We start from the raw sequence: 20,908 nt of genomic DNA on the forward strand, positions 1-20,908 counted from the left end.
CATTAGACGGCGAAGTTCCGGTGAGGATCCCATTTGTCCATGATGATGCGAAAACAATGCCCGACAAGTGGATCCGTTTATTATCTTTCGGGAACAGTGTTCTACAGTACCAGGACTAATAGTGTATAACTGCTTTTACATATCTCTAAAAACTTCAAAAAACGAAGTTTTTTAAACATGCCTTCTTATACTTCTCGTTACTTTACTGAGTCTGTTATAAAGCTTTTTAATCCAGACAATGATTGGATTATATTACCTTAATCGACAGGAATCATCAGAGGAGCAACGAGAGTTTTTAAAAGCATAGTTTTTCATAGATTATTGGGAGTTACCTGTTTTTTATGTATTCGCTTAACCTCCTGGCTGAGTGCCTTTTAGAAGATGAAGTGCGTTGTGAGTTCATTTTATCATTTAACTAGTGTCTTTACACCTTATTCGCGGTGAAATTTGGAATAGTTGAACAGGGCTCGAAAAAAATATGACTGCGGACTTGACTATCCTGCGGAAAATCTTTAATATATTTTGTGGGCACTCTACAAATAAATGGTTCAAAAAACGATTTATTTCAGGTGCAGATAATAAGCATAATTCAGGCTCCCTATTCTTAATTGAGTAGGGAGTTTTTCGTATTTTGTGGCCGATTTTACTCCCTAGACATTTTTAGGAGGAAATGATTATGACAAAGTATATTTTTGTAACAGGTGGCGTTGTCTCGTCTATCGGGAAGGGTATTGCGGCAGCTTCATTAGGGCGCCTTTTGAAGAACAGAGGCTTGAATGTGACGATCCAGAAATTCGATCCTTATATCAATGTCGACCCCGGGACGATGAGTCCGTATCAGCACGGGGAAGTGTTCGTGACGGAAGACGGAGCGGAAACGGACCTGGACCTTGGCCACTACGAGCGGTTCATCGATATCAACTTGAATCAGTATTCGAATGTCACGACCGGTAAAGTATATTCCGAAGTGTTGAACAAAGAACGTCGCGGGGATTATCTGGGCGCAACGGTCCAGGTCATTCCGCACATTACAGATGAAATAAAAAACAAGATCATGCGTGCTGCGGAGACGACAGAAGCGGACGTCGTCATCACTGAAGTCGGCGGCACGGTCGGGGATATCGAATCTCTTCCGTTCCTGGAAGCATTGCGTCAGATGAAACGGGATGTGGGACCTGATAATGTGATGTATATCCACACGACGCTGATCCCTTATCTGAAAGCGGCCGGGGAAATGAAAACCAAACCGACCCAGCACAGCGTGAAAGAACTGCGCAGTTTAGGGATCCAGCCGAATGTCCTGATCGTTCGCTCGGAATATCCGGTCGGTCAGCATTTGAAAGATAAACTGGCCTTGTTCACGGACGTGGATGCCAGTGCGGTAATCGAATCATTGGATGTCGAAACACTTTACACGATCCCGTTGAACCTTCAGAAACAGGGGCTGGATCAGATCGTTGTGGACCACTTGAAGCTGGATGTCAAAGAAGCGGACATGACCGAATGGAAAGCGCTGGAAGAAAAAGTGCTGAACCTGAAGAATAAAACCCGTATCGCGATCGTCGGGAAATATGTTGAACTACCGGATGCCTATTTGTCCGTCGTTGAAGCACTGAAACATGCCGGTTATGCCGTGGATTCGGACATCGACATCAAATGGGTGAATGCCGAACTGTTATCTCCGAAAGAAGTGGTGCAGGAACTTCAAGATGTTGATGGTATTTTAGTTCCCGGCGGTTTTGGCGAGCGTGGTCTGGAAGGCAAGATGTTGGCCATCCGTTATGCCAGAGAAAATGACGTGCCGTTCTTCGGCATCTGCCTGGGCATGCAGCTGGCGGCGATCGAATTTGCCCGTAATGTCGCAGGGATCGAAGGTGCCGGATCGGCTGAAGTGAAGCCTGACATCGAACACAACATCATCGATTTGATGCCTGACCAGAAAGATGTGGTCGATATGGGCGGCACGCTGCGTCTGGGGTCTTATCCGTGTGAGCTGAAAAAAGGGTCAGTGACAGCGGAAGCTTATGCAAATGCAGAGGTGATCGATGAACGCCATCGTCACCGCTATGAATTCAACAATCATTATAGAACTGACTTGAAAGAAGCGGGTCTCATCTTCTCAGGCGTGTCTCCGGACAACCGCCTTGTTGAGATCATTGAAGTCGAGCAGCATCCGTATTTTGTCGGCTGTCAGTTCCATCCAGAATTCAAGTCAAGACCGAACCGTCCGCATCCACTGTTCGTTTCTTTTGTAAAAAAAGCACTGGATCTGAAAAAATGAGAGCCTAATGAGAAAAAATTTAACAGATAAAGAGTCGATATAGACATTTTCACTAGTTTTATTGTGAAGTTTTGTTTATAATGAATAGTGAAGCCGAGCGCGTATCTCGGTTTAAAAAGTGCGCAAAAATTTTAGGAGGCTATATATATGAGTCGTTTAGTAAGTATGACAGAAATGTTGAACAAAGCTTTAGACGGAAAATATGCTGTCGGTCAATTCAACATCAACAACTTGGAATGGACACAAGCCATTTTACAAGCAGCACAAGAAGAAAAATCTCCAGTTATTTTAGGTGTTTCTGAAGGAGCAGCTAAATACATGGGCGGATTCAAAGTGGTTACTGCTATGGTCAATGCTTTGATGGAAACAATGGATATCACAGTTCCTGTTGCCGTTCACTTGGACCACGGTTCTTCATTAGAAACATGTACAGCAGCGATCGAAGCTGGATTCACATCAGTCATGATCGACAACTCAAAATTCCCGATCGAAGAGAACATTCAAGCAACGAAAAAAGTTGTAGAATTTGCTCATTCAAAAGGCGTTTCAGTTGAAGCTGAAGTTGGAACTGTTGGTGGTACTGAAGACGGTATTACTGGTGGCGTCATGTATGCTGACCCTGAAGAATGTAAACGTATGGTTGAAGAAGCTAAAATCGATGCATTGGCAGCGGCTTTAGGTTCTGTTCACGGTGACTACGAAGGCGAACCAAAACTTGGCTTTGACGAAATGAAAGAAATTTCTGAATTGACAGGTGCACCTTTAGTCTTACACGGTGGATCAGGAATCCCTACTCACCAAATCGAAAAAGCTATCGAATTTGGTCATACTAAAATCAACGTAAACACTGAGTTGCAGCAAGTATGGGCTAAACGTACACGTGAAGTTATTGCCAACGACGACAAAGTTTACGATCCTCGTAAAATCGTTGGACCTGGTAAAGAAAACATCACAGCTACAACTAAAGCTAAAATGAAAGAATTCGGTTCTTCAAACCAAGCTTAATCAGACAATCAAATAATAGAGAGGTCAGGAAGTCGTGTGAACGACTTCCCTCTGACTGATCTGCAAAGCACTTCCTGAAACGATGAAACAGTCGTATTGGGAAGTGCTTTTTTCGTATGAAAAAAGTGAGGAATGAAACTGTTTGGACAATATAGTAAGTAGGGAGATAAATAGATAGTATTTAACGAACAGGAGCGACGGTATGGAAATAATGAAAGCACGGACACAACCGGAGTTGATGACGGTTTTAAAGTTTCTGGATAAGCGGATGGTACTGCCGGTCAAAAACAAGCAGCACATCGTCAGTATGGAAAAAGGTTATGAAGGGGAGAAAAGATTTGATTCGCTGCTCGGTATGGCGGTGCAGGCAGAGGTCCTTGTGTTGAACGACTTGCTGCTTTCGATCAGTGACCAGTCTGTACAAATCGATTCGCTGGTCATCACACCGGAAACAGCTTACCTTTATGAGATCAAAAACTACAGAGGGGATTACCAGATGAAAGACCGGCAGCTGCTGACTCTATCGGGGAAGGAAATCGGGAATCCCTTGACCCAGCTGACTCGGACGACGTCGCTGCTTCGGCAGTTGTTCCACCAATGGCATGCTGACATCGGGGTCGAAGGGGCAGTCATCTATGTTAATCCAACGTTTACGCTGTACCATGCCAGCCCCAAAGACCCGCTTATTTTACCGAACCAGATTCAGGCCCACTTTTCAAAGCTGGACAGTCAGCGCGTGGCATTGAACAGGAATCACCGATATCTCGCGGACCGCCTGCTGTCTAAACATCGAACCGATGCGAACTTCCATCAGTTGATTCCTGATTACGATTATCATTGTCTGAAAAAAGGGATCACATGCGTAGTGTGCGGTTCGTTTGATATGGAGTTTACTCAACGGATGGGGACATGCAAATCTTGTCATAGTAAAAGAGCAAAAGAAGAGACCGTCGTTCAAAATATCGAGGAATTCAGACTACTTTTTCCAGAACTGAAAATATCAAGAAACATTATCCACGAATGGTGCGGTGAAAAAGTCTCGAAAGAAAGAATAAGTTTCATCCTTTCTAAAAAATATACTAAAAAAAACCACACTACAGGAGCTTATTACGAATGGAAGGAATCGTCACTGGACGATTCTTTAACTAATAAAAGATTTTAAAGATGAAAATTCTCGTCGATCGACGAGAATTCACTTAATAGACGGTGATTGACTGATAAAAAGTGACTTGTCTGCTTATTAATGGGAACTCAAAAATAATTTATATGTGAGTTACTGTTATATATGTTATTAATAGGAGCTCAGAAATTAAGAAACGGTTGAGCTGATAATATAAAGAGTTATAATAGGAACTCGTAAGATAATATCTATATAGGTTGCCATTATCTAGGTTCATAATAGGAACTCATGCAGAAATAATGTATTGAGTTGCTGATATAGAGCGGTATAATAGCAACTCGGGACCATAGTTTCTATTGAATTCCTATTATAGTTTCGCTTAATAGCAACTCGGGAGAAAAAAAGGGAATGAGTTCCGGGAATTAATCAGTTTCCCAAAATCTCTTCAATTAATATAAGGAAAGCGGTCGACCGCTCGACCGCTACCTTCTAATTAAAAGAAGAAATACTTACTATTAATTAGCTCGTGCTGTATACTTAAACTTTGAAACGTAAACTATCGTTTCATAAACGATGATCATAAATGTAAAATAAGGATTAAACTAAATGAAAAGAGTGATAATGTGAGCTTTCAAGACTACCGTATCAATGAGAAGAATGGACTGGAATTCGGTTTGTACACGTTAGGAGATCATCTGGAGAATCCGCTTGAAGGCAAACGGATTTCTGCCCAGCAGCGACTGCAGGAGCTGATCGAAATGGCCAAGCTGGCGGAACAGGCCGGACTGGATGTCATCAGTGTGGGGGAAAGCCATCAGGACTACTTTACGACACAGGCCCACACGGTTGTCCTGTCAGCCATGGCTCAGGCGACTGAAAAAATAAAGCTCAGCAGCTCATCAACGATCATCAGTACGCTCGATCCGGTGCGCGTGTTCGAGGACTTTGCAACGATCGATCTGATATCCAATGGTCGGGCTGAGATCGTGGCGGGACGCGCCTCACGCGTCGGTTTGTTCGACCTCTTAGGGTATGACCTTCGCGATTACGAAGAATTATTTGAAGAAAAGTTTGAATTACTCTTACAGATAAATAATGAAGAAACGGTGACATGGCAGGGTGAATTCCGGCCGGTACTCAAAAACGCACACATCCTGCCGCGTCCCTTGAACGGTAAACTGCCGATTTGGCGTGCCGTCGGCGGTGCACCGGCCAGCGCAATGAAGGCCGGTTATCAGGGCGTACCGATGACGCTGGCCATGCTCGGAGGACCGGCATCGATATTCAAGCGTTCGATCGATGCCTACAGAGAAACGCTGGATGCCTCCGGTTATGATGCCAAAGAGTTCCCAGTTGCCACAGCCGGCTTCTTCTATGCCGCCGAAACCACCCAGCAGGCGCAGAGAGAATATTACCCGCATATCAATGAAGGCATGAAACGCACGAACGGTCAGGGCTTTCCTAAACAGCAGTTTGCTCAGGGCGCTCATCCGAAAAATATCATGAACGTCGGCAGCCCGCAGGAAATCATCGAGAAGATCCTTTATCAGCATGAAACGTTCGGCCACCAGCGTTACATGGCCCAGCTGGATTTCGGCGGCGTGCCTTTTGATAAAATCATGAAGAATATCGAACTGATCGGCAAAGAGATCCTGCCGGCAGTGAAAAAATATACAACTAGAAACTAAGGAGGATGCAGAATGTCTATCGTTGTCTTATCGGGTTCCACTATGGGATCCAAAACAAGAACCGCTATGAATGCCGTTTATGACCAAATAAAAAACCAGCATCCAGATGAAACCGTGACGCTGATCGATCTGGCTGATCACGAACTGGTCTTCAGTGATGGCAGAAATTATCTGGAATATACCGGAGACACTCAATACGTTACTCAAAAGTTAATGGATGCCGATGCGATTTTTATCGGCACGCCTATTTTTCAAGCGTCTATACCCGGGTCACTCAAGAACATCTTTGACCTGCTTCCCCAAAATGGCCTTCGCGATAAAACGGTCAGCCTTTTAATGACGGCGGGTTCTGCCAAGCACTATCTCATTGCAGAAACTCAGCTCAAACCGATCCTGGCCTATATGAAAGCTCAAATCGTCCAGACCTTTGTCTTTATGGATGAAAGAGATTTTCACCGCAAAGAAATCGTGAACGAAGATGCCTTATTCAGGATCGAACGGCTGGTGGAAGATACGTTTATCCTGATGTATACCTATCAGTCAGTCAAGCAGGCCAAAGAAGAAGAGTACGGCTTTTAAACGGATGACAGTTGATCAGGCGTAATGACAGCTCTACATCGCAAAACTTTCCCTGGCATATAAAAGTGACCCTGAAATGTAAAGTAAATAACAACTGTCTTTCAATTCGCCCAACGCATTGTATTTAATGAATGAATTGTTTATACTGTTGATAGATTGTGCTAAATAGAAAAGAGAAATAGAGGTTTCACTTTGTTTAAAAAAATAACCACAAAAGACTTAACTCAAATTGCCTTATCAACAACACTCCTCGCTGTCGCATCATTAGTTATTATACCCATCGGATTGGTCCCTATTACCCTGCAGGTCGTCTTGTTTCTTCTGATCCCTGCAATTCTTGGACCGGCAAAGAGCATGATGGCCATTGGTCTCTATATGCTTGCCGGACTGATCGGACTGCCAGTCTTTGCAGGCGGGGCCGGCGGGATCGGCCAGTTATTATCCCCTTCGTTTGGGTATATCCTGGGCGCGATACCGGTAGGCTGGTTTGTTGGGAAAGGTATAAACCGCAAGACAACAAATATCCATAATGGGCTTGTCATGATGGCGGGTGTGCTTATCCTTTACACGATAGGTATCGCCTATCAGTATGCCTTGCTGAATGGGATCCTGGATACACCTGTTCAACTGTCTGCCATACTGACGACTAATCTGACCATCTTTTTACCTATCGATACTCTGAAGGTACTTGCGGCAGCGGTTGTTTATGAAAGACTGAAGAAACTATCATTCTATAAGCGGATCGATCGCTATTAAACTAAGGATTTTTCAAAAAGAGAGGATTAAACATGACTCAGAAGTTAATTGTTAACGGAGGAAAAGAACTGACCGGTGAAGTAACGATCTCTGGTGCCAAGAACAGTACGGTGGCTTTGATACCGGCAGCGATCCTGGCTGATTCACCCGTTACGCTAGAAGGCGTACCGAATATTTCAGACGTCTATTCACTTATTTCGATTCTAAATGAAATGAACGTAAAAACATCATTTGAAGGAACGACACTCACCATTGATCCGACCGACATGGTCTCTGTTCCGATGCCGACAGGTAAAATCAAAAGCCTGCGCGCATCCTATTACTTTATGGGAGCGCTGCTGACGAAGTTCGGTCAAGGCGTCGTTGGACTTCCGGGCGGTTGTTTCTTAGGCCCGCGTCCGATCGACCAGCATTTGAAAGGATTCCGTGCACTAGGCGCAACAGTCGAAAACGAACTGGGTGCGATGTATCTGAAGACAGACGAAGATGGACTGCAGGCAGCGCGTATCTACTTTGACGTGGTCTCCATCGGTGCAACGATCAATGTGATGCTGGCAGCGGTGAAAGCCAAAGGCCGTACGATCATCGAGAATGCTGCACGTGAACCAGAAATCATTGACGTAGCGACCTTGCTGAACAACATGGGCGCTAAAGTTCGCGGAGCCGGAACTGACATTATCCGGATCGACGGTGTTGAGGAGATGCATGGCTGTCGTCATACGGTGATTCCTGACCGTATCGAAGCGGGGACCTATCTGATCATGGCCGCTGCTAAAGGTAAAGACGTAAAAATCAACAACATCATCGTTGAACACTTGGAAGGACTTATTGCAAAAATGGAAGAGATGGGTGTGCCTCTGGAAATCGGAGAAGATTACGTCCGCGTGACTGCTCCGGACGGTCCACTTAACGGCATATCGATCAAGACACTGCCTTACCCAGGCTTTGCTACAGACTTGCAGCAGCCATTCACACCACTTTTAATGACGGCTAAAGGCGAATCGATGATCGTGGATACGATTTATCCTAAACGAATCAAACACATACCTGAACTCAACAGAATGGGCGCGAACGCCCGAGTGGAAAGTGATGTGATCCTTATCGAAGGCGGACATCAACTGGAAGGCGCAGAAGTCATGGCTACGGACCTGCGTGCCGGCGCCTGTCTGGTCGTTGCCGGATTGCTTGCCGAAGGCGAAACAGTTATCGGCGGTGTCGAACACATCCTTCGAGGCTATGACAATATCGTTGAGAAACTGACTGCACTCGGCGCAGATTTGCATATGGAAGACCGGGAAGACTAACGAATAGGGGACTTGAAAGTGGCAAAGTTTATAACGTACAGCGAATTACAGGAAAAAACATTAAAAGAAATTTACGAACTGGCAAAAGAGCTGAAAGTTCCTTCATATAGTCAGATGAACAAAAAAGAACTGTCGATGGCCGTCATTCGCGCTGAAGAGGAAAAACAGGGTTTTTTTGGAGTCAGCGGTGTACTGGATAAAATCAGCCATCAGGATTTCGGCTTTCTGCGTCCGATCAATTATTCACACAGCAATGAAGATGTCTACATTTCTGCTTCTCAAATGACCCGTTTCGGTCTGCGTAATGGGGACAAAATCACGGGGACAGCCCGTCCACCGAAAGCCGGCGAACGTTATTACGGACTCATGAACGTCCAGCTCGTCAACGGAAAGGACCCGGAAGAAGCCAGAGAGCGTCCGCATTTCCCGGCACTGACCCCTTTATATCCGGATAGACGCATCAATCTGGAATCTTCATCCAATGAAATGTCCGCCCGCATGATCGACCTGATCGCACCGATCGGGTTCGGTCAGCGTGGACTGATCGTTTCGCCACCCAAAGTGGGGAAAACGACCTTACTTAAAGAAATTGCCAATGGGATCAAAGCCAATCATCCTGACGTGGAACTTATTGTTCTGCTGATAGACGAACGGCCGGAAGAAGTGACAGATCTGGAACGCAGCATTGACGGAGAAGTGGTGCATTCGACCTTTGACCAGCAGCCACAGAATCATGTGAAAGTCAGCGAGCTGGTGCTGGAACGCGCACGCCGTTTAGTGGAAGACAAGCAGGATGTCGTCATCCTTATGGACAGTATCACCCGACTGGCCCGTGCCTATAACCTGGTGGAACAGCCAAGCGGACGTACGCTGAGTGGAGGGATAGATCCGGCTGCTTTATACCGTCCGAAGCGTTTCTTTGGTTCTGCACGTAATGTGGAAGAAGGCGGAAGCATGACGATCGTGGCGACAGCCCTGGTCGACACCGGCAGTCGCATGGATGATGTGATCTATGAAGAGTTCAAAGGAACGGGTAACATGGAAGTCCATCTGTCCCGCGAACTGGCAGAACGCCGTATATATCCGGCCATCGATATCAGAAAATCAAGCACGCGTAAAGAAGAAATGCTGTTGTCTAAAGAAGAATACGAAGCGGTCTATAAGCTGCGTCGCGGCATGCGTAATGATTCGCTGGAGTACACAGATCAGTTCATCAAAAACTTGAAACGCTACAAAAAGAATGCCGGCTTCGTAAAAAAAGTACTTAATCAGTAAAAAAAACAGGATTTCAGATATTTTTTTCGGGAAAAGAATTGCATCAGAAAACAAAACATGCTAAGATATGTAGTGTTGCATACAAAAGAATCAAGAGGGAAAGTCAAGCACGCGGAATACCGTCAGCTGGCTGTTCGTCTTGACTAATGAATGAAGATAACTATGGATTCGCAAAGAGTTCATGGCAGCTAAGGAGTGAAAAAGAATGAAACAAGGAATTCATCCAGAATATCGTGATGTAGTGTTTATGGACACAACGACAGGATTCAAATTCATGTCAGGTTCTACAAAAACATCGAGTGAAACAGTAGAGTGGGAAGATGGAAACAGCTATCCATTGATCCGTGTTGAGATTTCTTCAGATTCTCATCCATTCTATACAGGACGTCAGAAATTTGCTCAGGCAGATGGACGTATCGACCGTTTCAACAAAAAATACGGTTTGGAAGAAGCGTAATAAGATCAAAAAGTTCTGGATATCCAGAACTTTTTTTTTACCCTGATTTCCGTCAGCTCCCGGCGGTTTTTTACACAATGACAAAGACCATACAGCCCTCTGTTAAAGAACGGATTCGTGTCTTTAGCCGCTTTAAAATGTTATAATTATTTTGCTTGTTGCACCAAGTAAATATGCTAAACTATAGATATAAATCCGCAAGCGCTTAGCTTGTGACTGCATCAGCGAGGAACAGGAGGAAAAACAATGAAGCTTTATGTGATATATGGCGGTAAAAACGCAGAACACGAAGTCTCTGTTAAATCCGCTTTTTCGATCCTGCAACATATTTATTACGACTATTATACTGTTATCCCTGTTTATATAACACGAGAGGGAAGCTGGTTCAGAGGAACAGAAGTAGAAAGCAGAGACAGCATCCAGTCAAAGGCTGAACTCGTCGATCTGAAGCAGAAACAACCGTTCTCTTTCAATGAATTGCTGGAAGGAGAATCCGTGGCCTTCCCGGTTCTTCACGGACCAAACGGCGAAGACGGAACGGTCCAGGGTCTATTTGAAACGCTGGATATCCCTTACGTTGGTTCCGGCGTGCTGGCAAGTGCCATTGGTATGGACAAGCTGATAAGCAAAAGTGTGTTTAAAGAAGCGGGACTGTCCGTGCTGCCTTACAAAGAAGTCAAATTGAGAGACTGGAAAGTCAGCCAGCAGGATGTCTGCGAAGCGCTTGAAACCTATCTGGACTATCCTATGTATGTCAAGCCTGTGAATCAGGGTTCCAGTGTCGGTATCACGCGGGCGCTGAACTCAGAGGAATTGACCGAAGCCATCGAACTGGCCTTTAATTATGATTACCGGATCGTTGTGGAAAAAGGCGTGCCCGTACGCGAAATCGAAGTGGCTATCCTTGGAAACGAAGACGTACATACGTCTGTACCAGGAGAACTGGTGAAACAGAAACCTTTTTATGCCTACGAAGATAAATACTTGAATCAGAAAGTGGTCCGCGAGATACCCGCCAAGATATCCGCTGAACTGACGAAGAAAATGAGAAAAATGGCAGCAGATGCATTTGAAGCGATCAATGGGTCAGGCATTTCCCGTGCCGATTTCTTTTTGACCGAAGATGGAGAGGTCTACATCAATGAGGTCAACACCTTCCCGGGATTCACGTCGAACAGCATGTACCCCAAAGTGTGGGCGAAGACGGGCATCCCTTACGCTGACCTGATCGAAGAAGTCATTCAGCTGGGTCTGCGCAGACACAAAGATAAATATAAATTAAGCACAGAAGTCACGACAGAAGATGACAGTATAGAAATGGAGAGTATCAATGCCGAACTGGACACTAAATGAGATCGCCCAGGCAGTGGGGGGCAAAGTATTCAACAGTGATAAAACAGGTCAGGTGGCGGGTGTATCCTTTGATACCCGGACGCTGACTGAAGGGAACTTATTCATCCCATTGACAGCCGACCGCAACGGCCATGACTTTATAGGAGCTGCCATGGAAAAGGGAGCATCAGCTACGTTCTGGAGTGATCCGATCGAGAATGCCCCGAAAGAGATCGCAGTCATCCAAGTGGAAGATACACTGAAAGCTTTCCAGTCTTTTGCCAAGCACTATTTAAATGAAGTGTCGCCAAAAGTGATCGGTATCACCGGGAGTAACGGAAAAACGACCACGAAAGATATGGTGGCTGCAGTGGCTTCCGCTAAATACAAGACCCATAAAACCGGCGGGAATTTCAACAACCATTTAGGTCTCCCTTTGACCATTTTAGAGATGGACAGGGACACTGAAGTCGTTGTGCTTGAAATGGGGATGAGCGAAAAAGGTGAGATCCACGTCTTATCTGAACTCGCTGAACCGGATATCGCCGTCATCACCATGATCGGTGAATCCCATATCGAATTTCTGGGGTCAAGAGAAGCCATTTCTGAAGCCAAGCTGGAAATCGTTGAAGGGATGAAACAAGGGACCCTTATTTACCCTGGAGAAGAACCGCTTTTAAAAACCCGGATCGCTGACGGCTGGGTCGATGGAAAAGTGAAAACGGTCAAAACGTTTGGAAAAAACAGCGGGGTCGACCTCTACTCAACGGAAATCGAAACCGAAATGAAGCAGACACGTTTCAAAACGAATCAGGAATCAAAAGTGACGTGTGTCCTGCCTATCCCGGGCGAATACAACGTGCAGAATGCCTTGGCCGCCATATTAGTGGGCCAAGCACTGGGTATCGAAACAGAAGCGATTTACGAGCAGTTATCCAGTTTCCAACTGACCAAAAACCGTCTGGAATGGATAGACGGCTATAATGGATCAGTCCTTTTGAATGATGCGTATAATGCGAGCCCGTCCTCGGTCAGAGCTGTACTCAGTTACTTTAAAGGTATCGACGTGCCGGGCCGTAAAATCGTGGTACTGGGTGATATCCTGGAACTTGGCGAGCAGGCAAAGGCCATGCACCGCGAGCTTCACCAGGCGATCAATCCAGACAGCATCGACGAACTGGTGCTTTACGGCGACTTCATGAAAGCCTTGTATGAGGAAATGTCCGACAAAATGAAAAAAAACCAGCTGCATCACTTTACCGGTGAAAAAGACAAAGTCATCGCTTATCTAAAAGATACTTTGCAGCCTGAGGACACGGTCTTATTCAAATCCAGCTTCAGTACAGGTATGCTGGAAGTTGTGTCCAAGTTAAGACAGGATAAAAAATAATAAAACGTATTCATTTTTCTGCCTTATGAAAATAAGTTGAAAACGTACGGGGTACGTGATAAGATAACATCTGTAAGACAGACAGCTATTCGTTTAGTAGATAGAAATGTCTATCGTATATCATTTAAAATTAAATAATTAATACTGAGTCAAGTTAAATGTCATGCCCTGGTGTACCGCATCGAACGATGAGATACGTACACTAGGGTCTTTATTTGAACAGAATCACGGAACATTCTGTTTTCAAGAAATGATCTTTCTCTATTTATGGGTGACACCATCCTTGGCTCTTAAACGAATGCCTGCTAAGGAAAACAATAGGAGGAAACATTTTTTGAAATTTAATGAACTAGATTTACTACCAGAACTACTGAAATCCGTGAAGGATATGGGGTTCGAAGAAACAACGCCCATCCAGGAACAGACGATTCCGCTTGCTTTAGAAGGCAAGGACGTTATCGGACAAGCACAAACAGGTACCGGTAAAACAGCAGCCTTTGGTCTTCCAATGCTGCAGAAAATCGATACATCTAAACGTGTCGTTCAAGGCCTGGTTATTGCACCGACTCGTGAGCTGGCTATCCAGACACAGGAAGAGCTTTTCCGTTTAAGCAAAGATAAACGCGTTAAAGTAGCCTGCGTTTACGGCGGAGCAGATATCAGAAGACAGATCAAGCAGATCAAAGGCGGCGCACAGATCGTTGTGGGTACCCCTGGTCGTATGCTTGACCATATTCGTCGTAAAACGCTCCGTTTAGACCAAGTTGAAACACTTGTACTGGACGAAGCAGATGAAATGCTCAACATGGGCTTCATCGACGATATCGAATCCATCATCAAAGAAACACCGAAAGAGCGTCAAACCTTGCTGTTTTCAGCAACGATGCCGGATGCCATCAAACGTATCGGTGTCCGTTTCATGGAAGACCCTGAAACAGTCCGTATCAAAACGAAAACATTATCTGCGTCGACGATCGACCAGTTTTATACCAAAGCTAGAGATAATGAAAAATTTGACATTCTTACACGCCTGATCGACGTACAGAACCCTAAATCAGCACTGATTTTCGGCCGTACCAAAAAACGTGTGGATGAACTGTCTAAAGGTCTGGAAATGCGCGGCTATACGGCCGAAGGTATCCACGGCGACCTGTCTCAAAGCAAACGTATGAGTGTCTTGAAAGACTTTAAAAAAGGTAAAATCGATATTTTAGTAGCGACCGATGTGGCTGCCCGTGGCTTGGATGTTACCGGCTTGACGCATGTCTATAACTACGACATCCCACAAGACCCTGAGAGCTATGTCCACCGTATCGGCCGTACAGGTCGTGCCGGTGAAGAAGGGGTAGCTGTAACGTTTGTTACACCTCATGAAATGAGCTACCTGCGTACCATCGAAAAACTGACTAAACAGTCTATGACTGCTCTTCGTCCGCCTACCAGCGACGAAGCATTAGAAAGTCAGCTGCAGTCAGCTATGGATGATATTCAAAAAACCATAAATGACAACGGTCTGGAGAAGTATGAAACAGCGGCTGAAAAACTGCTTTCTTCATACTCAGCTGAAGATCTGGCGGCCGCTTTAGTTAAAGCAATGGTCAAGGATCCAACAGATGTCCCTGTTAAAATTTCTCCTCAGCGTCCGCTTCCTAACAAGGATAAAGGTCGAAGAGGCGGAAAAGGCAAGGGTAAAGGTGGAAACCGTGGCGGTAACCGCAACTATAAAGGCAAGCGTCGTTCTGGCGGCGACAACAAAGGTAAGAGAAGCAGTAATAACCGTCCGAAAAGAAAATAACAGTACACTATAACTGATAAGGAAGCCGGTAAGGGAGAACCTCCTGCCGGCTTTTATTCTGTTAAAAATCGTTTATATATGACATTTTGATGTGAATCTGTTAACATAATAGAAGTAACAAGAGTATGATGGGTTAGAAGAATAGAGGAAAAAGATGATTGTTGGTATTGGTTTAGACGTTGTGGAGATAGACAGGATCAGAAAAGCGTACATAAAACGGGAATCATTTGCCCAGAGAGTGCTGACAGAAAAAGAATTTGAAATTTTTCATGATCTTAAAGGCAAACGAAAAGTCGAATTCCTCGCCGGACGTTTTTCTGTAAAAGAAGCATTCTCAAAAGCACTCGGAACGGGAATAGGCAAGGTCGGGTTTTTAGATGTTGAAGTATTACCCGATCAGTCAGGAAAACCCATGGTCACTCAGAGCCCGTTTTCAGGAAATGTCTGGGTTTCCATCACGCACACAGACGCCATTGCAGCGGCACAAGTCATTTTAGAAAAAAATTAAAATCTCTTCCTTCATAGAATTGTCACAAAGAAGGATTCAAAAGCTCGCCCGTTCATGATAAACTTACAGTTAAGGAATAGGGATAGATTATTTCCTGTGGGGCTATTTATTCTACCGTCTCTTTTGCTATAATGAGAGGCAAGGGTATCGAGCAATAATCTTTTTGGAGGGCATTATTCATGGAAGAGTACAATAAAAAAATGACGATTGAATTGGAACAGTCTGTGTATGAAGAAATAGAAGAATATTGTCAGGATGCAAATATTGAAGAATCTGAATTAATGAATAAGATGCTTCAATGTTTTATCAAAGATACCATGAATAAAATGGATGCCATGAGGAAAGGATATGCGGAAATGGGCAAAATCAATTTAGAGATTTGCTCAGAATTCGATGGTTGTGAAAATGAAAGTCACGCCCATATCTGAAGGGAAAGATGTCTTGTTAAGTGAAAGAGTGAATCCCTTTATCCAAAAGGCGCCTTCGAGGAGGAAAGCCTGTGGTTAAACGCGGAGATATTTATTATGCGGATTTATCACCAGTAATCGGATCTGAGCAAGGTGGCATGCGACCGGTCTTGATTATTCAGAATAATGTTGGTAACAAATATAGCCCGACAGTCATTGTTGCAGCTATAACAACGAAGATCGAAAAAGGTAAAATGCCGACGCACGTCGAAGTCGGAGCCGATAAAGGACTGGAAAAGAATTCAGTCGTTTTGCTTGAACAGATAAGAACGATCGACAAACAACGTTTAAGAGATCAAGTCACGCAGCTGGACAATAAGACTATGACTATGGTCGATGATGCTTTAGCGATCAGTGTTGGTCTGTCTAATCAGTACAAACATATTTAACATCATCTTTAATACTTAGAAAAAGCAGTCTTGACTTACATGTCAGGCTGTTTTTTGTTTTAGAAGAATGATGCAGACCAATGACTTTCTTAATAGGTAATGGTCCCTTTCATGTGCTATAGTGAGACTGAAGACTATGTTGATTGCTGACGTAACAGCTGATTTGAACCGAATCAGGGGTAGTTGATGGATCGGGGGAGGATGATATCTGAAATGACTGATTTGAAAGCTGAAAAAGAACAGTGGCTGACTCTGCAGCGTGTACAGAAGGAACAGATCGACTTGGATTTGAAGATGGCTTATCTGAACCGGATAGACAGGCTGGACCGTTTGAAAGAACTGATCGAAAACCACGAATCTGAATGGTTTGAGGCCTTGTATTCGGATCTGGGAAAGTCTGAAATGGAGAGTTATACTTCAGAAATCTCTACGGCCCTAAATGAGATCGCATATATGAAAAATCACTTAAAAAGCTGGATGAAAAAAGAGACACAGCTCAGTCGGACCGCTATAGGCAAATCTGAACATTCCATTCTAAGAAAACCCTACGGCTCCGTGCTGATCATAAGCCCGTGGAACTACCCGCTTCAGCTGACATTAGTTCCGCTGATCGGTGCGGTCACGGCAGGGAATCGCTGTTTTGTAAAACCGTCCGAAAAATCCCAAGCTGTTAGTCATCTGCTCAAAAAAACACTGTCGCGATATTTTGAACCTGAAGAGGTTTTTGTGGTGGAAGGCGAGGCGGATACGGCTCAAGCTTTACTGGAGATGAACTGGGATCACATCTTCTTTACTGGCAGCGCTGAGGTGGGAAGGAAAGTTTATGAAGCCGCGGCCAGAACGCTGACACCGGTCACGCTTGAATTGGGTGGAAAGAATCCATGTATCGTAGATGAGTCGCTCTGTACAAGAGAAACGGCAAAAAAAATCATCTGGGGGAAATTTCTGAATGCAGGACAGACCTGTATCGCCCCGGATACTGTGTATGTCCATGCCTCCGTTAAGGAGAAGTTTACCAGGCTGGCCGTGGAGACCATTCGAGAATTTTACAGTTGCGAGCCTGAAAAGAGTAAAGACTATGGCCGGATGATCGATGAGGCACACTTCGATAAAATCAGTCAGTACCTGACTCAAGGTGATATCGTTTATGGGGGAAGTGGCAGGAGAGAAGCGTTATTCATTGAACCGACAGTGATGGACAACATAGAGACCGATTCGCCTCTTGCAAAGGAGGAAATATTTGGTCCTGTTCTGCCGGTCGTGAGCTATGAATCGTTCGATGATCTGCTGGGGATGCTGAAACAGCAGGAGGCGCCCTTAGTCACATATTTGTTTACAGATAAGTCGAGTCGCATTGATGAAGTAGAGCAGTCGGTAAAAACGGGGACCCTCATGGTCGGTCAGGTCATCTTTCATGGCGCAGATCCAAGAATACCTTTTGGTGGTGTAGGGAACAGTGGTATGGGAAGGTATCATGGCCGTTCCAGCTACGAAACCTTCACTTATGAAAAAGTGCTGTATCACCAGAAGAAAGACTATGCGAATAACATGATCTTCCCGCCGTATAAGTCCGGGGTGTTAAAAACACTGAGAAGAGTCCGGAAATGGTTCGGCTGATCGACTTGGATTTACATGTTCACTTTATAAAAAAGGAGAGCCAGTCTGTGTATTCACAGACTGGCTTCTTTTTGGTCCAGTCATGTACCGGTCCGGTATGGCTGAATCAGGGCAGCTGGAGTCGAAACTGACCGGTCCTGAGTTTACCTGAATGGAGAATCAGGATAAACCGTAATTGAAAACTTTCAGGATACATGATACACTACTCTCGTTGTCTTTTTTGACGACCGTGGTTCGAAAGCGCCAACCCACGAGATAAAAACTAGGAGGAATAATATGAAATTAAAACAATGGATGATCAATGCGATCATCGCAGCCTTGTATACAGGGATTACTATACTTATAGCACCCTTTGCGTTCGGAGTTATTCAGTTGAGGCTGTCTGAAATGCTCAACCATTTGGTTGTGTTCGATAAGAAGTATGTTTACGGTGTAACAGCAGGTGTCTTTTTGACCAACCTCATACTGTCACCCTTCGGTATTTACGATTGGACTCTTGGAGTGGGTCACACTATAGTTTCTTTTGCTGTCTACTTTTTACTAAGCAAAAAAGTTCAGTCCCCTGTGAAAAAAATGATTCTCAATTCAGCCATATTCTCTGTATTCAGTTTCATGATTGCTCTGTTATTACTACTGATCGGTGAGATAGAAGTCTTCTGGATTAATTATCTCTTTGTCTTTTTAGGACAGCTGATAACAATGGGTATCGGAATCCCGGTCATGCTGACGCTTGACAAGAAACTGGATTTCAAAAAAAGAATGCAAGCTTAAAAAACTCGAAAAACTTGGCGCAGTAAAAAAGACGCTCGATTAAATCCCGCCGGCATGGGGGAATAATCGAGCGTCTTTTTGTATAGAGTTGATCGTTATTTAATCGTTATGCAGGTCTTCGGCTTGAACGACCTTGAATCCCTTGCGGTCCAATTGTTTTTTGATTTCATCCAGCGTCTTTTTAGAAACATCAGGTTCCAGAGTCATGATCGTGCGTCTGACCATATTCTCACGCTGGACATCAAGGGTGATACAGCTCATGATAGAACAGTGACGGTTGATGATTTTAGCAATGTTGGCCAAGTCGCCTTTCTGTCCAGGGGAAGCAATGGTCAATACATAGCTGCCTGAATCGATACTCCAAGACTGCTGCAGCAGATCGATCAAGGTGCTGTGCGTCAGGATACCGAAGAAATGGTTGTTTTCATCAAGTACAGTGATATAAGGCAAATCTTTTATCATAAAGAAAATCTTGAAAAAAGAAGAATTGAGATGCACATATTTCGTGGCATTTTTTAAGAGATGGGTAACAGGCAGGGACATATCTCCACCGTTAGCCTTATGTCTATAGATGTGCATTTTATAGATATTGCCTCTGAATATTTTACCGCTTTGATCCAAAACAGGCACACATCGGTACCCGGTATCTTCAAGCAGTGTGATAGCTTCTTCAAGTGTTGCGTCTTCTGAGATTGTTGATACGATATTTTTAGGTACGGTCAATTGTTTGATCAGCATATAAGAATCTGCTCCTTCTCATCTGTTTTTTTCTGTATTCACGTTTTCATTATAACAGATTGGCCCTTGGTTACCTAGGTAAATCAGTGTAAAATAAAGAAAATAAAGTGTTAGAGGGAGCCGGTATGAAAAAACGAAATGAAATGATGGACAGACCTGTTATTGACAATGATGTCAGAGAATATTTAAGAACAGCGCAAAAGCAGTTGGATGGAGAGATAGGTAATATTGAAAAATGGGCGAACGATAAACGGGTTCCGATCATTCCTCATGAGACTGTCACCTTCTTCAATTGGCTGTTGCCTCTCCTACAGCCAAAAGAAATCCTGGAAATCGGAACAGCTATCGGTTTTTCTGCCGGCCTCATGATCCAGGCATCGTCTCCGGGATGTCACGTGACGACCATTGAACGTAATCCTGATATGATCGAAAAAGCCAAAGTGAATTTCAAAAAAATGAATATTGAAAGTAATGTTACTCTGCTGGAAGGCCAGGCGAGCGACTGGCTGGAGAAACTAAAAGAAGAGTCTGTCGATTTTATATTCATGGATAGTGCAAAAGCCAAGTACTATGATTTCTTTCCGCATTGTTATCGCCTGTTAAAACAAGGGGGAGTATTGGCCATTGATGATGTGCTCCAGGGAGGGACGATCCTGGATGATGATGAAGATGTGCCAAGGAGAAGACGGAAAATCCACAAAAAACTGAATGCTTTTTTAGATATCGTTATGGATCATCCGGCGTTTGACTCTTCCGTTGTTCCATTGGGTGATGGCCTGTTGCTCATTACAAAAAGAGAGGCCTTCGATTTCAGTTTTATGCTGCCGGAAAAAACTGATCAATAGTGGAAAGGCTGCTCTTAAGGGATTATTAAAAAAAGATCGTATAAATTGCAAAAAAGAGGTTGACGAAAAAGGAAAAGACTGGTAAAGTAATATACGTTGCTGATTTACGGCGACTCAGCGCTTTTCTTTTTGTCAAACCGCTCTGAAAAACGAGTTGAAAAAAACTTTAAAAAGTTGTTGACAATCTAAACGAAAGCCTGTAGTATTATATGAGTTGACACGAAACGTCGTCAACGTTTGAACAAATGAGATCTTTGAAAACTGAACAAAGTAAAACAACCAAATGTGCAGGGGTCTTCGATCCGATTTATCGGATCAGGACAACACAAACGAGTTAACATGTTTAACTCACACTATTTAAATTGAGCTATTTCAAACTACCAAAATGAGAGTTTGATCCTGGCTCAGGACGAACGCTGGCGGCATGCCTAATACATGCAAGTCGAACGATGAAGCACTCTGCTTGCAGAGTGCGGAAGAGTGGCGAACGGGTGAGTAACACGTGGGGAACCTGCCCATAAGAGGGGGATAACATCCGGAAACGGGTGCTAATACCGCATAGGTGATCATAGCGCATGCTTAGATCATTAA

The 20,908-nt window shown here is 44.3% G+C and carries 19 protein-coding genes and 1 rRNA gene; 19 read left to right on the forward strand and 1 reads right to left on the reverse strand.

From position 1 onward, the window contains the following. Positions 1 to 676 precede the first annotated feature (676 nt). The 17 genes from pyrG (at position 677) to BMX84_RS10585 (ending at position 18,734) form a co-directional block, all read left to right on the forward strand. Positions 677 to 2,281 (forward strand): CTP synthase, encoded by a 1,605-nt coding sequence (gene pyrG / locus BMX84_RS10505; RefSeq protein WP_091489512.1) that lies wholly within the window; start codon positions 677 to 679, stop codon positions 2,279 to 2,281. Positions 2,282 to 2,428: 147 nt separating this feature from the next. Further along, on the forward strand, positions 2,429 to 3,286 hold the full coding sequence (fba, locus tag BMX84_RS10510) for a class II fructose-1,6-bisphosphate aldolase (RefSeq protein WP_091489514.1): 858 nt from the start codon (positions 2,429 to 2,431) through the stop codon (positions 3,284 to 3,286). Positions 3,287 to 3,488: 202 nt separating this feature from the next. Then, the gene (locus BMX84_RS10515; protein ID WP_091489516.1) at positions 3,489 to 4,448 is read left to right on the forward strand and encodes a nuclease-related domain-containing protein; all 960 of its coding nucleotides are present in this window, start codon (positions 3,489 to 3,491) and stop codon (positions 4,446 to 4,448) included. Between the two features lie 581 nt (positions 4,449 to 5,029). Next, positions 5,030 to 6,094, forward strand: a complete 1,065-nt coding sequence (locus BMX84_RS10520) for an LLM class flavin-dependent oxidoreductase (protein WP_091489518.1) — start codon at positions 5,030 to 5,032, stop codon at positions 6,092 to 6,094. 12 nt (positions 6,095 to 6,106) lie between these two features. Beyond that, complete coding sequence (locus tag BMX84_RS10525; RefSeq protein WP_091489520.1) at positions 6,107 to 6,673, forward strand: NADPH-dependent FMN reductase; 567 nt, start codon at positions 6,107 to 6,109, stop codon at positions 6,671 to 6,673. 192 nt (positions 6,674 to 6,865) lie between these two features. Then, positions 6,866 to 7,429, forward strand: coding sequence for a biotin transporter BioY (locus tag BMX84_RS10530; RefSeq protein ID WP_177165549.1), 564 nt, complete (start codon positions 6,866 to 6,868; stop codon positions 7,427 to 7,429). A gap of 32 nt (positions 7,430 to 7,461) precedes the next feature. Continuing rightward, positions 7,462 to 8,733, forward strand: a complete 1,272-nt coding sequence (locus tag BMX84_RS10535) for a UDP-N-acetylglucosamine 1-carboxyvinyltransferase (RefSeq protein WP_091489523.1) — start codon at positions 7,462 to 7,464, stop codon at positions 8,731 to 8,733. Positions 8,734 to 8,751: 18 nt separating this feature from the next. Next, on the forward strand, positions 8,752 to 10,008 hold the full coding sequence (gene rho / locus BMX84_RS10540; RefSeq protein WP_091489524.1) for a transcription termination factor Rho: 1,257 nt from the start codon (positions 8,752 to 8,754) through the stop codon (positions 10,006 to 10,008). Positions 10,009 to 10,213: 205 nt separating this feature from the next. Then, complete coding sequence (locus BMX84_RS10545; RefSeq protein ID WP_091489526.1) at positions 10,214 to 10,465, forward strand: type B 50S ribosomal protein L31; 252 nt, start codon at positions 10,214 to 10,216, stop codon at positions 10,463 to 10,465. 246 nt (positions 10,466 to 10,711) lie between these two features. Then, complete coding sequence (locus BMX84_RS10550; RefSeq protein WP_091489527.1) at positions 10,712 to 11,818, forward strand: D-alanine--D-alanine ligase family protein; 1,107 nt, start codon at positions 10,712 to 10,714, stop codon at positions 11,816 to 11,818. After that, positions 11,796 to 13,187 carry a UDP-N-acetylmuramoyl-tripeptide--D-alanyl-D-alanine ligase gene (locus BMX84_RS10555; RefSeq protein ID WP_091489529.1) on the forward strand — a complete coding sequence of 464 codons (1,392 nt, stop codon included), beginning with the start codon at positions 11,796 to 11,798 and terminating at the stop codon, positions 13,185 to 13,187. The genes BMX84_RS10550 and BMX84_RS10555 overlap by 23 nt, the downstream gene beginning before the upstream one ends. Before the next feature lie 334 nt (positions 13,188 to 13,521). Next, the gene (gene cshA / locus BMX84_RS10560; RefSeq protein WP_091489531.1) at positions 13,522 to 14,982 is read left to right on the forward strand and encodes a degradosome RNA helicase CshA; all 1,461 of its coding nucleotides are present in this window, start codon (positions 13,522 to 13,524) and stop codon (positions 14,980 to 14,982) included. A 154-nt stretch (positions 14,983 to 15,136) separates the two neighbouring features. Next, on the forward strand, positions 15,137 to 15,490 hold the full coding sequence (acpS, locus tag BMX84_RS10565; protein ID WP_091489533.1) for a holo-ACP synthase: 354 nt from the start codon (positions 15,137 to 15,139) through the stop codon (positions 15,488 to 15,490). Between the two features lie 179 nt (positions 15,491 to 15,669). Continuing rightward, positions 15,670 to 15,918 carry a hypothetical protein gene (locus BMX84_RS10570; protein WP_091489535.1) on the forward strand — a complete coding sequence of 83 codons (249 nt, stop codon included), beginning with the start codon at positions 15,670 to 15,672 and terminating at the stop codon, positions 15,916 to 15,918. Between the two features lie 71 nt (positions 15,919 to 15,989). Continuing rightward, the gene (locus tag BMX84_RS10575) at positions 15,990 to 16,346 is read left to right on the forward strand and encodes a type II toxin-antitoxin system PemK/MazF family toxin (RefSeq protein ID WP_091489536.1); all 357 of its coding nucleotides are present in this window, start codon (positions 15,990 to 15,992) and stop codon (positions 16,344 to 16,346) included. A 213-nt stretch (positions 16,347 to 16,559) separates the two neighbouring features. Next, on the forward strand, positions 16,560 to 17,963 hold the full coding sequence (locus tag BMX84_RS10580) for an aldehyde dehydrogenase family protein (RefSeq protein WP_177165550.1): 1,404 nt from the start codon (positions 16,560 to 16,562) through the stop codon (positions 17,961 to 17,963). Positions 17,964 to 18,239: 276 nt separating this feature from the next. After that, positions 18,240 to 18,734 carry a QueT transporter family protein gene (locus BMX84_RS10585; protein ID WP_091489540.1) on the forward strand — a complete coding sequence of 165 codons (495 nt, stop codon included), beginning with the start codon at positions 18,240 to 18,242 and terminating at the stop codon, positions 18,732 to 18,734. 99 nt (positions 18,735 to 18,833) lie between these two features. On the opposite strand, the gene cbpA is transcribed toward BMX84_RS10585, so the two are convergent. Further along, entirely contained in the window at positions 18,834 to 19,472 is a 639-nt protein-coding gene (gene cbpA / locus BMX84_RS10590; RefSeq protein ID WP_091489541.1) for a cyclic di-AMP binding protein CbpA, read from the reverse strand. Between the two features lie 125 nt (positions 19,473 to 19,597). On the opposite strand from cbpA, the gene BMX84_RS10595 reads away from it, so the two are divergent. Continuing rightward, on the forward strand, positions 19,598 to 20,317 hold the full coding sequence (locus BMX84_RS10595) for an O-methyltransferase (RefSeq protein ID WP_091489543.1): 720 nt from the start codon (positions 19,598 to 19,600) through the stop codon (positions 20,315 to 20,317). 381 nt (positions 20,318 to 20,698) lie between these two features. Continuing rightward, positions 20,699 to 20,908, forward strand: a 16S ribosomal RNA gene (locus BMX84_RS10600); the annotation flags it as partial.

The sequence above is a fragment of the Alkalibacterium putridalgicola genome, from assembly GCF_900109825.1.
Taxonomy (GTDB): Bacteria; Bacillota; Bacilli; order Lactobacillales; family Carnobacteriaceae_A; genus Alkalibacterium; species Alkalibacterium putridalgicola.